The organism is Gluconacetobacter sp. (assembly GCF_047721585.1).
GTDB lineage: Bacteria > Pseudomonadota > Alphaproteobacteria > Acetobacterales > Acetobacteraceae > Gluconacetobacter > Gluconacetobacter dulcium.
Genome location: NZ_JBDNXE010000037.1, coordinates 1 through 12,366, shown reverse-complemented (window position 1 = coordinate 12,366; position 12,366 = coordinate 1). Strand labels below are relative to the sequence as shown.

12 protein-coding genes are annotated in these 12,366 nt (G+C 65.7%); 9 read left to right on the top strand and 3 right to left on the bottom strand.

What is annotated here, in order from left to right:
- The first annotated feature begins 29 nt into the window (after positions 1 to 29).
- The 3 genes from ilvB (at position 30) to ilvC (ending at position 3,537) form a co-directional block, all read left to right on the top strand.
- Complete coding sequence (ilvB, locus tag ABF821_RS09070) at positions 30 to 1,856, top strand: biosynthetic-type acetolactate synthase large subunit (RefSeq protein ID WP_415529769.1); 1,827 nt, start codon at positions 30 to 32, stop codon at positions 1,854 to 1,856.
- Positions 1,857 to 1,961: 105 nt separating this feature from the next.
- A complete protein-coding gene (gene ilvN / locus ABF821_RS09065; protein ID WP_375272981.1) occupies positions 1,962 to 2,471 on the top strand; it encodes an acetolactate synthase small subunit in 510 nt (169 codons plus the stop codon).
- A gap of 46 nt (positions 2,472 to 2,517) precedes the next feature.
- Positions 2,518 to 3,537, top strand: coding sequence for a ketol-acid reductoisomerase (gene ilvC, locus ABF821_RS09060; RefSeq protein ID WP_182975345.1), 1,020 nt, complete (start codon positions 2,518 to 2,520; stop codon positions 3,535 to 3,537).
- Between the two features lie 179 nt (positions 3,538 to 3,716).
- Here ilvC and ABF821_RS09055 read toward each other — a convergent pair whose 3' ends face one another.
- Positions 3,717 to 4,532, bottom strand: coding sequence for a helix-turn-helix domain-containing protein (locus ABF821_RS09055; RefSeq protein ID WP_415529768.1), 816 nt, complete (start codon positions 4,530 to 4,532; stop codon positions 3,717 to 3,719).
- Between the two features lie 87 nt (positions 4,533 to 4,619).
- Between ABF821_RS09055 and ABF821_RS09050 the strand changes: the two genes are divergently transcribed.
- Genes ABF821_RS09050 through ABF821_RS09040 form a run of 3 tightly spaced genes read left to right on the top strand, consistent with a single transcriptional unit; the run spans position 4,620 to position 6,682 of the window.
- Positions 4,620 to 5,393 carry a class I SAM-dependent methyltransferase gene (locus ABF821_RS09050; protein ID WP_415529767.1) on the top strand — a complete coding sequence of 258 codons (774 nt, stop codon included), beginning with the start codon at positions 4,620 to 4,622 and terminating at the stop codon, positions 5,391 to 5,393.
- Positions 5,393 to 5,953: a GNAT family N-acetyltransferase gene (locus ABF821_RS09045; protein ID WP_415529766.1), complete on the top strand. Its 561-nt coding sequence runs from the start codon at positions 5,393 to 5,395 to the stop codon at positions 5,951 to 5,953. Before ABF821_RS09050 ends, ABF821_RS09045 begins: the two co-directional genes overlap by 1 nt.
- Positions 5,954 to 5,986: 33 nt before the next feature.
- Positions 5,987 to 6,682, top strand: coding sequence for a fumarylacetoacetate hydrolase family protein (locus tag ABF821_RS09040; protein ID WP_415529765.1), 696 nt, complete (start codon positions 5,987 to 5,989; stop codon positions 6,680 to 6,682).
- Here ABF821_RS09040 and ABF821_RS09035 read toward each other — a convergent pair.
- Positions 6,667 to 7,575 carry a LysR family transcriptional regulator gene (locus tag ABF821_RS09035; protein ID WP_415529764.1) on the bottom strand — a complete coding sequence of 303 codons (909 nt, stop codon included), beginning with the start codon at positions 7,573 to 7,575 and terminating at the stop codon, positions 6,667 to 6,669. The genes ABF821_RS09040 and ABF821_RS09035 overlap by 16 nt on opposite strands.
- 101 nt (positions 7,576 to 7,676) lie before the next feature.
- Here ABF821_RS09035 and ABF821_RS09030 point away from each other — a divergent pair, with 101 nt between their 5' ends.
- From ABF821_RS09030 to clpB, 3 genes are all read left to right on the top strand, one after another.
- Positions 7,677 to 8,735 (top strand): aldo/keto reductase, encoded by a 1,059-nt coding sequence (locus tag ABF821_RS09030; protein WP_415529763.1) that lies wholly within the window; start codon positions 7,677 to 7,679, stop codon positions 8,733 to 8,735.
- A 63-nt stretch (positions 8,736 to 8,798) separates the two neighbouring features.
- Positions 8,799 to 9,278 (top strand): GlcG/HbpS family heme-binding protein, encoded by a 480-nt coding sequence (locus ABF821_RS09025; protein WP_415529787.1) that lies wholly within the window; start codon positions 8,799 to 8,801, stop codon positions 9,276 to 9,278.
- A gap of 176 nt (positions 9,279 to 9,454) precedes the next feature.
- Positions 9,455 to 12,058, top strand: coding sequence for an ATP-dependent chaperone ClpB (gene clpB / locus ABF821_RS09020; protein ID WP_415529762.1), 2,604 nt, complete (start codon positions 9,455 to 9,457; stop codon positions 12,056 to 12,058).
- A gap of 92 nt (positions 12,059 to 12,150) precedes the next feature.
- On the opposite strand, the gene ABF821_RS09015 is transcribed toward clpB, so the two are convergent.
- On the bottom strand, positions 12,151 to 12,366 hold a 216-nt coding region (locus ABF821_RS09015), incomplete at its 5' end, for a hypothetical protein (RefSeq protein WP_415529761.1).

The window sequence follows — 12,366 nt, the reverse complement described above, 5'->3', positions numbered from 1 at the left end:
TCAAACACGCCGGATGGAGGAGCAGGGACATGAACGCGACACCCAACCTGAACGACCTGAAGCCGAACACGCATGCCCATGGAGCGGATGTCGTCCTCTCCGGTGCCGAGGTTCTGCTTCGCGTTCTCGTCGATCAGGGGGTCGATGTCATTTTCGGCTATCCGGGCGGCGCGGTGCTGCCCATTTACGACGCGCTGTTCAGGCAGAACGCGGTGCGCCACATTCTGGTGCGGCACGAGCAGGCGGCGGTGCATGCTGCCGAGGCCTATGCGCGCTCGACCGGCAAGGTCGGCGTGGTGCTGGTGACCAGCGGCCCCGGTGCGACCAATGCCGTGACCGGGCTGGTGGATGCGCTGATGGATTCCATTCCGGTGGTGTGCTTCACCGGGCAGGTGGGCGTGCCGCTGATCGGCACCGATGCGTTCCAGGAGGCCGACACCACGGGCATCACCCGTCAGGCCACCAAGCATAATTATCTGGTGAAGAACCCGGCCGACCTGGCCCGCGTGGCGCACGAGGCCTTTCACATCGCCCGCAGCGGCCGCCCCGGCCCGGTGGTGGTGGACCTGCCGAAGAACATCTCGGTGGGGCCGGCGCCCTATGCCCCGGCATCGCGCGCGCCGCATCCGTCCTACCGCCCGCAGAGCGAGCCGGAGCGCGAGGCGGTGGTGCGTGCGGTGGCGGCGATGAAGCGTGCGCGCCGGCCGCTGTTCTATACCGGCGGCGGCGTCATCAATGCCGGCCCGCAGGCCAGCGAGGCGCTGGGCCGGCTGGTGCGCAGGACGGGCTTTCCCTGCACTTCGACCCTGATGGGGCTGGGTTGTTATCCGACGACCGACCGGCAGTTCCTGGGCATGTTGGGCATGCACGGGACGTACGAGGCCAATCTGGCCACTCATGGCTGCGACGTGCTGGTCGCGCTGGGCGCGCGGTTCGACGACCGGGTGACCGGGCGGCTGGATGCGTTCTCGCCGGGATCGTTCAAGATCCATGCCGATATCGAGCCCTCGCAGATCAACAAGATCGTGCAGGTCGATGTGCCGATCGTCGGTGACGCCGGCCGGGTGATCGAGATGATGCTGGAGGAATGGGACCGGCAGGACGGCGCCTCCGACCCGGCGGCGCTGGCCCAGTGGTGGCAGCAGATCGAGGCATGGCGCGGTATCCGCAGCCTGCATTTCGACCAGGACATGACGCCGTCGGCGATCATCCGGCCGCAGCATGCCGTGCGCCGGCTGTATGAACTGGCGATGGAGACCGGGCGCGACACGTTCGTCTCGACCGAGGTGGGCCAGCATCAGATGTGGGCCGCGCAGCATTTCCAGTTCGACCGGCCGAACCGCTGGCTGACCTCGGGCGGGCTGGGCACCATGGGGTACGGGCTGCCGGCGGCGGTGGGCGCGCAGATCGCGCATCCCGACGCGCTGGTGATCGACATCGCGGGCGAAGCCTCGACCCTGATGAACATTCAGGAACTGGGCACCATCGCGCAGTATCGCCTGCCGGTGAAGATTTTCATCCTGAACAACCAGTATATGGGCATGGTCCGCCAGTGGCAGGAACTGCTGCATGGCTCGCGCTATTCCGAAAGCTACAGCGCGGCGCTGCCGGACTTCATCCGTCTGGCCGAGAGCTTCCATGCCAGGGGCATGCGCGCGACCTGCGTGGGCGAGCTGGACGACGTGATCCGCGCCATGCTGGCCGAGCCCGGCGCGGTGGTGGCCGATATCTGCGTGGCGCAGGACGAGAACTGCTACCCCATGATCCCGTCCGGCGCGGCCCATAACCAGATGCTTCTGGGCCCGGAGCAGGAAGGCGAGGTCAAGGTCAGCGCCGAGGGCCGCATGCTGGTCTGATCCGACGCTTCCTCGCCTCCGGCCCGTGCGGCCGCTTCCTTTTATATATACCGGCAGCGGGGTTTGCCCCGTGCCGGGTTCTGTTCGGGAATTCTCATCATGACCATGCAGGACGAGACGATTGTCTCCGCGGTCATCTCCATTCTGGTGGAAAACGAAAGCGGCGTGCTGGCGCGCGTGATCGGGCTGTTTGCCGGGCGCGGCTACAATATCGAAAGCCTGACCGTGGCGCCGGTCGAGCAGTCGCGCCACCAGTCGCGCATCAATATCGTGACATCGGGGACGCCGCAGGTGATCGAGCAGATCAAGGCCCAGGTGGGCCGGCTGGTGCCGGTCTATCGCGTGGCCGACCTGACGCAGGTGGGGCCGCATGTCGCGCGTGAAATGGCGCTGGTGAAGGTCGTCTCCAGCGGCGAGCCCCGCACCGAGGCCCTGCGCATCGCCGAGGCCTTCCGCGCCCGCGCGGTGGATACCACCGCCACATCCTTCGTCTTCGAGCTGACCGGTGCGACCGAGAAGCTCGATTCGTTCATCGACCTGATGCGTCCGCTCGGCCTGGCCGAAGTCTCCCGCACGGGCGTGGCCGCGATTATCCGGGGTCCCCGGACGATCTGACCGCGGGTCATGCATCCTTTCTTTCGTCTCAACAGGAGGTCTTAACATGCGCGTGTATTATGATCGCGACGCCGACGTGAACCTGATCAAGTCCAAGAAGGTCGCGATCATCGGCTATGGCAGCCAGGGCCACGCCCATGCCAACAATCTGAAGGACAGCGGCGTCACCGAGATGGTGATCGGCCTGCGTCCGGGCTCGTCCGCCGTGGCCAAGGCCGAGGCCGCCGGCTTCAAGGTCATGGACCCCTCCGCCGCCGCCGCCTGGGCCGACGTGGTGATGGTGCTGACGCCGGACGAGGGCCAGGGTGCGCTGTACAAGGAGCATCTGGAAGCCAACCTGAAGCAGGGTGCGGCGCTGGCGTTCGCGCATGGTCTGTCGATCCATTTCCGCATCATCGAGGCGCGTCCGGACCTGGACGTGTTCCTGATCGCGCCCAAGGGCCCCGGCCATACGGTGCGTTCGGAATATCAGCGTGGCGGCGGCGTGCCCTCGCTGGTCGCGGTGGCGCAGAATGCGTCGGGCAACGCGCTGGAAATCGCGCTGTCCTATGCCTCGGCCAATGGTGGCGGCCGTGCGGGCATCATCGAGACGACCTTCAAGGAAGAGGTCGAGACCGACCTGTTCGGCGAGCAGGCCGTGCTGTGCGGTGGCCTGGTCGAGCTGATCCGCGCCGGGTTCGAGACGCTGGTGGAAGCCGGCTACGCCCCCGAGATGGCGTATTTCGAGTGCCTGCACGAGACCAAGCTGATCGTCGACCTGATCTATGAAGGCGGCATCGCGAACATGAACTACTCGATCTCGAACACGGCGGAATACGGCGAATACGTCACCGGCCCGCGCATCGTGACTTCCGAGACCAAGGCCGAGATGAAGCGCGTCCTGACCGACATCCAGGACGGCACGTTCGTGCGCAACTTCATCCTGGAAAACCAGTCGGGCAATGTCGGCTTCAAGGCCATCCGCGCCCGCAACAACGCCCACCAGATCGAGCAGGTCGGCGAGAAGCTGCGCGCGATGATGCCGTGGATCGGCAAGAACGCGCTGGTCGATAAGACCCGCAACTGATCATGATACAGGCCGGGCGGATGATTGTGCCCGCCCGGCCGTGTGTCTTCTTTTTCTGAAGAAAAAGAAGCAAAAAGACTTCTGTCTGTTCGGGGCCATCGCGTGCCCCAGCACAAGACTCCTGAACGAATCAAAGTTTTTTGGTTCTTTTTTTCAAAAAAGAACGGAAGCCCTGGCATCTACCGGGACTGAGCCGCCAGATGCCGTTTCCGGAACTGTGCAGGTCCTTCCCCGGCGGTCTGGGCAAAGGCTTTCGCGAAGGCGCTGAGCGAAGCATAGCCGACATCGGCCGCGACCTCGGTGACGCGCCGGCCCTGGATCAGCAACCCCATCGCCATCTGAATCCGCGCCTGTCCCAGCCATGCCTGCCATGTCAGGCCGGTTTCGCGCATGAACAGGCGGCGGAAACTGCGTTCGGACAAGGCGGCATGGTCGATGGCGCCCGTCTGGGTTGCGCCGGCAAGATCGGCCAGTGCGTAATCCATGGCGCGACGGAGGGAGGGATGGGTGGTGCTGGGCAGAAACAGCTTCAGTTCCTGCTCCAGCCATTCGCCGCATAGCCGGGCGAGCACGCGCAGGAAGCTGTCGGCGAGGGGATCGGTTTCGCTGGCGCCGCGTTCCCAGCGCGTCGCATACAGGATCATTTCGCGCATCAGCGGATTCGCGACCAGGATGCGCACATGGGACGATGTGTCGGTGACGGAATCCGGCGAGAAATACAGCGAGGCGCCGTGATCGTCGCTGACCAGGGAGCGGTGGCGCGTGCCGGCCGGTATCCATGCCGCGCGTCCCTGCGGGAGAATATGGCGGCCCTGTTCGGTTTCGATCTGCGCCGGGCCGGCCGCCGCGTAGATCAACTGATGGTACGGGTGCGCGTGCCAGTCATAGAGGACATTGCGGGCGGCGTAGCGAAAGGCGAATCCGATGCCGGTGGGCCGGTCGAGGCCATGGCTGCGGAGAATGGCGTGGGTTTCTTCGTCGTCGAGGATGCGCATGGCCGGCATTCGTTCATTTATGACCGAAGAGCGTTAGCCGGTCAGGCAGTCTCCTGGCTATCTCCTTGGGAGACCGATGAGGATGAGATGACCGATATCACGCATAACCAGCGTATCGTCAGCCAGTTTACCCGGTGGGCGAAGCCGTTTGCCGAACTGCCGATCCATGCCGAGGCCGATGCCATGGCGCGCACCCTTGCCGCGTGTGCTCTGGAGCCGGACCTCTCGGTTCTCGATGTCGCCTGTGGTCCCGGTATTCTGGCATGCGCGATGGCGGGGCAGGTGGGCCATGTTACCGGCATCGATATCACGCCTGCCATGATCGCACAGGCGCAGGCGCGGCAAACCGCGTACGGGCTGGCGAATGTGGCGTGGCGGATCGGCGATGCGACCGCGTTGCCGTTTCCCGATGACTGTTTCGACCGGGTGACGACGCGCTACAGTTTCCATCATATGCCGGACCCGGCTGAAGTGCTGGCCGAGATGGTGCGCGTATGCCGTCCGGGTGGACGGATCATCGTCATCGATGCGACACCGTCACCCGAGACGCAGCGTGCCTATGACGAGATGGAGCGGCTGCGGGACCCGTCTCATACCAGTGCCCTGACGCTGGATGAATTGCGACGGATCGGGCGCGTGGCGGGGCTGGAGGAGGTGACGGTCGATGGATACCGTCTGGAAGCGCAGCTCGATACGCTGGCCGATTCCGGGGATATGCCGGCTCTGGCGGCCTTGTTCGAGGCGGATATCGCGGGCGGGCGGGATCGCCTCGGTGTGGGGGCATGGCATGGTTCGACGGGAATCCGGTTTTATTTTCCGGTGTCGATCGTCGCGTGGGACTGCGTGAAAGGAACCGGCTGATGCAGGCTGTCAGCACGCGATGGGCGAGCGAGGCCGATCTTCCTGCCATGGAAAGTCTGATTGCGCTGGCGATCGGGACCTTGCAGGCGGCGTTTCTCTCGCCCGAACAGGTCGCGGCCAGCCATGCGATCATGGGGCTGGATACCCAGCTTGTCGCGGACGGCACTTATCTGGTGGCTGAACGGGACGGCGAAATCGTGGGATGCGGCGGTTGGAGCCGGCGCGCGACGCTGTATGGCGGCGATCACAGCACCAGCCTGCGTGACCCCAGGCTTCTCGACCCTGCGCGTGACCCCGCGAAGATCCGGGCGATGTACACCCACCCGCGTTATGCACGGCAGGGCATCGGCCGGGTGATTCTCGCCGGATGCGAACAGGCCGCCCGCGCGGAGGGGTTTTCCGCGGTGGAACTGATGGCGACGTTGAGCGGTCAGCCGCTCTACGCCGCCAGCGGGTATGCGCCCGTCGAGACGGTCGAAGCGAATGTGAACGGCATTATGGTGCCGCTGGTGCGGATGCGCAGGCTGTTCGGCTTCCGTGTGACGGGAGAGTGGGCATAAGGTCGGGCAGGTTCAGGAGCAAGGACACCGACCATGACCGAGTACGTCATCCCGCAGCCGCCGCAGCCCAGCCTGGCGGTCTCGGGGACCGAGGCCCGTTTTCCGGTGCGCCGGATCTGGTGCGTCGGGCAGAATTATGCCGAGCATGCGCGCGAGATGGGGGGCGATCCGGATCGTGCGCCGCCATTCTTCTTCGCCAAGCCGGGGGATGCCGTCGTTCCTGGCGGCGGGGTGCTGCCGTTTCCGGTCAAGACCGCCAATCTGCATTATGAAGTCGAACTGGTGGTGGCGATCGGCACCGGCGGGCGGGATATCCCGGCGGATCAGGCGTTGTCGCATGTCTATGGCTATGCGCTGGGTCTGGACATGACGCGCCGCGATCTTCAGGCGGCGGCCAAGAAGGCCGGCCGGCCCTGGGCGCTGGCCAAGGGGTTCGACCAGTCCTGCCCGATCGGGCCGGTGGCGCCCGTGGCCACGATCGGCCATCCGGAGCGCGGGCCGATCACGCTGTCGGTGAACGGTGAAATCCGCCAGCAGGGCGATGTGTCGGACATGATCTGGCCGGTCGCCGATATCATCTCGCAGCTCAGTGCCTTCGTCGCGCTGGCGCCGGGGGACCTGATCATGACCGGCACGCCGGCGGGTGTCGGCCCGGTGCAGCCGGGGGATGTGCTGCATGCAAGGTGCGTCGGGGTCGGTACGCTGGATGTGACTTACGACGCCGCCTGATCGGACAGGATACCGCCCGGTTGCAGCAGGTCGCCGATAAACAGCGCGATCTTCTGCGAGTGGGCGGTGCTGACGGGGTGGATGGCATAGAAGGTCACCGGGTCCGGTTCCCAGGCGTCCAGCGCCGTGACCAGCCGTCCTGCCCGTACGGCCTCTTCGACTTCCCACAGGGATTTCTGGGTCAGGCCCATGCCGGCCAGCGCCCATTGCACCGGCAGTTCCGAATTGCTGGAGGCCAGCAGCCCGTCGATCCGCCAGGGGCGCGCGGCATCCCCACGGCCGAAGCGCCATGTGGCCCGGCACTGGCCGGTCATGTTGGCCACCAGGCAGTCATGGTGGGCAAGATCGGCGGGTGTCTTCGGGGTGCCCCGGCGGGCCAGATAGTCCGGACTGGCCACCAGCACGCGGCGGCTTTCCATCAGGCGTCGGCCGGTCAGGGTGGTATCCACCACCGGCGCGCCGCGAATGGCGATGTCGAACCCTTCGCCGACGATATCGGCCATCCGGTCCTCCAATGTCAGATGCACGCGGATGCCCGGATGGCGGCGGACGAAACCGGCGATGAACGGCGCCAGCCGCAAGCGTCCGAACGGAGTGGGGGCGGTGACGCGCAGCATGCCGCCGGGGGCGCTGACCGTTTCGCGCACCCTTGCTTCCATCCTCTCCGTGGCGGCCAGGATCGCGGTCGCTTCATCCAGATAGATGCGCCCGGCCTCGGTCAGGGTCTGGCGCCGGGTGGTGCGCACCAGCAGGCGCGTGCCCAGCCGGTGTTCCAGCCGCGCCAGCCGGTCGCTGACCACCGAGGGGGCCAGGCCCAGATGGCGCGCGGCTGGCGACAGGCCGCCATGGCGGACGATTTCGACCATCACCCGCATTTCGTCGATGTCGCGCATCGTTCGCCTTCTCCGGAAACTGTTTTCCGGTTTTGACGGTTATCATTCCCGGCCCGGCGCGCCCATAGTCCCGCTGACCGATCCGTTACAGGAGGCAATCCATGCAGTATCGTCAGCTCGGCCGGTCCGGCCTGCGTCTCTCGGCTTTCACGCTCGGGACCATGACGTTCGGGGGCAAGGGCGCGTTCGCCAAGACCGGCAATACCGACCTCGCGGGCGCACAGCGACAGATCGACATGTGCATCGAGGCCGGGATCAATATCTTCGATACCGCCGATATCTATTCCGCCGGCGTGTCGGAGGAGATTCTTGGAGCGGCCCTGAAAGGGCGGTCTTCGGACATCCTGGTCAGCACCAAGACGCGCTTCCGCATGGGCGAGGGGGCGAACGATGCCGGCCTGTCGCGCTATCACATCGTCGCGGCGGCCGAGGCCAGCCTGCGCCGGCTGGGTCGCGACCATATCGACCTGTATTACCTGCATGAATGGGACGGCCAGACCCCGCTGGACGAAACGCTGGAGGCGCTGGACACGCTGACCCGCTCGGGCAAGATCCGCTATGCCGGGGTGTCCAATTTCTCGGGCTGGCATCTGATGAAGGCGTTGAGCACGGCGGAGCGTCATCGCCTGATCGCCCCGGTGGCGCAGCAGATCTATTATTCGCTCCAGGCGCGCGAGGCGGAATACGAATTGCTGCCGGTGGCGCTGGATCAGGGCATCGGCGTGCAGGTATGGAGCCCGCTGGCGGGTGGCCTGCTGTCCGGCAAGCATCGGCGCGGCAAGCCCGAACCGGAGGGTACGCGCCAGTTGGCCCAGTGGGGCGAGCCGCCGGTTTACGATGTCGAAAAGCTGTACGATGTCGTCGAGGTTCTGGTGGCGATCGGCGCGGAACGCGGTGTGTCTGCAGCCCAGGTGGCGCTGGCCTGGGTCGCGCATCGTCCGGCGATCACCTCGGTCGTCATCGGGGCGCGGACCGATGCCCAGCTTGCCGACAATCTGAAGGCGACCGAACTGGCCCTGTCGGCCGAGGAAATGGCGCGTCTGGACGCCGCCAGTGCCCCGCCGCTGCTTTATCCTTATTGGCATCAGGCGCGCACTGCATCGGATCGCCTGTCGGCGGCCGATCTGCTGCTGCTCGGCCCTTCGATCAGCAAGGGCTGAGGCGCCATGGCACGCTATCGCCGCATTGCGGCCTGCATGCTCGCGGCCGGCACGGTTGCGGGCATGATGAACGTGGCACCGGCCTGGGCCGCCGGGCCGGCCGTCATCACCACCCAGAAACTGTCGTGGGAGATCGCCGACCAGCTCGCGGCGGCGGCGGTGCGGATCTGTGCCGCGCGGGGCTGGTCCGTCACCGCCGCCGTGGTCGATCCGTCCGGCCATGAGCAGGTGATCATCAAGGGCGACACGGTGCCGCTGCAATCGCTGTCGGTATCCTACCGCAAGGCCTACACGGCCTATGCCTATGGCATGACCTTCGACAAGGACACGACCAGCGCCCTGATCGCGGCCAAGGTCACCGGGCCAGCCAATGGGGCGCTGAACACGATTCCGCAGGTCCTCTTCGTGCCCGGTGGGGTGCTGCTGCGCCGGGCGGATCGTTCGGTGCTCGGCGGGCTGGGTGTTTCCGGGGCGCCGGGCGGCGATCTGGACGAGGCCTGCGCGGTTGCGGCGGTCAAGGAGGTCTCGCCCCGTTTTCAATGACCGGTGTCATGAAAGCGGCTGCGTGAGGGGCGTGGCAGTCATGTGCCATCGCGTCACCATGCTCTTGTAACAACGTCCCATTATCCCCATCTCGGCCTTGGTGTGGTGCGCCGTTGCCTCGTGCAGGGATGGCGCCCCCAAGCTTCAGGTCGCCTGAGTGAAAGGGACATGGGATTATGAATATCGAGAAATTTACGGAACGGTCGCGCGGGTTCCTCCAGGCCGCGCAAACCATTGCGGTGCGTGAGTACAATCAGCAACTTACGCCCGAACATCTGCTGAAGGCGCTGCTGGACGACCCCGAAGGGGCGGCTTCCGCGCTGATCCGTGCTGCCGGCGGGCAGGTGCCGGCCATTCAGGCGGCGGTCGAAGCGGCGCTGGCCAAGCTACCCCGCGTGCAGGGTGGCGGGGCCGGCCAGCCTCAGGCGACGCCGGATCTGGTTCGTCTGCTGGATGCAGCGCAGAGCGCGGCGCAGAAGGCTGGTGATGAATTCGTGGCGCAGGACCGGCTTCTGGTCGCCATCGCCGCGTCGGAAACACCCGCCGGTCGCGCGTTGCGTGATGGCGGTGCGACGCCACAGGCGCTGGACAAGGCGGTTGCCACCATCCGCAAGGGGCGCACCGTGACCAGCGAGAACGCCGAAGCCAGCTTCGACGCGCTGAAGAAATACGCCCGCGACGTGACCGAAATTGCCCAGCAGGGCAAGCTGGACCCGGTGATCGGGCGCGACGAGGAAATTCGGCGGGCGATCCAGGTGCTGGCCCGGCGCAGCAAGAACAATCCGGTCCTGATCGGCGAGCCCGGTGTGGGCAAGACGGCGATCGTGGAAGGGCTGGCCCTGCGCATCGTCAATGGCGACGTGCCGGAGGCGCTGAAGAACAAGCGGCTGCTGTCGCTCGATCTCGGTGCGCTGGTGGCGGGTGCCAAATTCCGCGGTGAGTTCGAGGAACGGCTGAAGGCCGTGCTCAAGGAGGTCGAGAGCGCCGAGGGGCAGGTGATCCTGTTCATCGACGAGATGCACACGCTGGTCGGTGCGGGTCGTAGCGATGGCGCGATGGATGCCTCGAACCTGATCAAGCCGGAGCTGGCACGCGGCACGCTGCATTGCATCGGTGCGACCACGCTGGATGAGTATCGCAAATATATAGAGAAGGACGCGGCGCTGGCCCGGCGTTTCCAGCCGGTCTATGTCGGCGAGCCGTCGGTGCCCGACACGATCTCGATCCTGCGCGGCATCAAGGAAAAGTATGAGCTTCACCACGGCGTGCGGATCACCGACAACGCGCTGGTGGCGGCGGCGACGCTCTCCCACCGCTACATCACCGACCGGTTCCTGCCCGACAAGGCGATCGACCTGGTGGACGAGGCGGCCAGCCGCCTGCGGATGCAGATCGACAGCAAGCCGGAGGAACTGGACGAACTCGACCGCCGGCTGATCCAGCTCAAGATCGAGCGCGAGGCCATTCGCAAGGAAGAGGACTCGGCCAGCCGCGAGCGTCTGGTGAAGCTGGAAGCCGAACTGGCGGAAATCGAGGAAAAATCGAACGCCATGTCGGCGGCCTGGCATGCCGAGAAGGATCGGGTGAACGCGATCCAGAAGCTGAAGGAACAGCTCGATCAGGCGCGTTCGGATGTCGAGGTTGCGCAGCGGCGCGGCGATCTGGGCCGGGCGTCGGAGCTGATGTACGGTGTCATCCCCAATCTGGAGGGGAAGATCGCCAGCGCGCAGGAGGCCAACGAAAGCGCCGCCGCCGGTGCCGGGCTGGTCAGCGAGGCCGTGACCGAGCAGGGCATCGCCTCCGTCGTGTCGCGCTGGACCGGGGTGCCGGTGGACCGCATGCTGGAAGGCGAGCGGGCCAAGCTGCTGCGGATGGAGGACGAACTGCGCCGGAGCGTGGTGGGGCAGGAGCCGGCGCTGAAGGCGGTGGCCAATGCGGTGCGGCGTGCCCGTGCGGGCTTGCAGGACCCCAATCGGCCGATCGGCTCGTTCCTCTTCCTCGGCCCGACCGGCGTGGGCAAGACCGAGCTGTGCAAGGCGTTGGCCCGTTTCCTGTTCGACGACGAGAAGGCGCTGCTGCGCGTCGACATGAGCGAGTTCATGGAGAAGCACGCGGTCTCCCGCCTGATCGGCGCGCCTCCGGGCTATGTCGGTTACGAGGAAGGCGGCGTGCTGACCGAGGCCGTGCGGCGCCGGCCCTATCAGGTGATCCTGTTCGATGAGGTGGAGAAGGCGCATGAGGATGTCTTCAACGTCCTGCTCCAGGTGCTCGATGACGGGCGCCTGACGGACGGGCAGGGGCGGACGGTCGATTTCCGCAACACAATCATCGTCCTGACCAGCAATCTGGGGTCCGACGTCCTGGCGCATCTGCCGGACAATGAATCCACCGATATGGTGCAGGCCGAGGTCATGAAGGTGGTGCGCAATCACTTCCGGCCGGAATTCCTCAACCGCCTGGACGAGATCATCCTGTTCTCCCGCCTCCAGCGGGCGGACATGACGCGGATCGTCGATATCCAGATCGGGCGCCTGCGCAAGCTGCTGGACGACCGGCATATCGAACTGGACCTGGACGAGCCGGGGCATCTGTGGCTGGCCGAGGAAGGGTATGATCCGGTTTACGGTGCGCGTCCGCTGAAGCGCGTGATCCAGCGCACGTTGCAGAACCCCCTGGCCGGGCTGCTGCTGGATGGCACCATCCATGACGGCGAGCGCATCAAGGTGTCGGCTGACGACAAGGGCCTGACCATCAACGGCCGGTCGATCGCCGAAGGCTGAACAGTTGCCGGGGCGGCGCATTGCGATGCGCCGCCCCATCCGCGGCCCTTTTCGCCGCCCTGACATGGAAAAGCAGAAAAAAGTTCATTTTCTTATCCACTCCTTATCCACAGAGGGGTGTGGGCTCCCGGTTGGATGGGCCGGTTTTCCGGGAAAAACAGGGTGTTTGCGGGCGATTTTGCGGCGCGTTGACATCCCTCCCCGATCTCCGTAAAACCCGCCTCACCGAACGGCACTACCGCTTCGGACCGGTTCTTTGACAACAGAATATGGAATGGAAGGGATATGTTGGCGGCGTTCTGACGGCC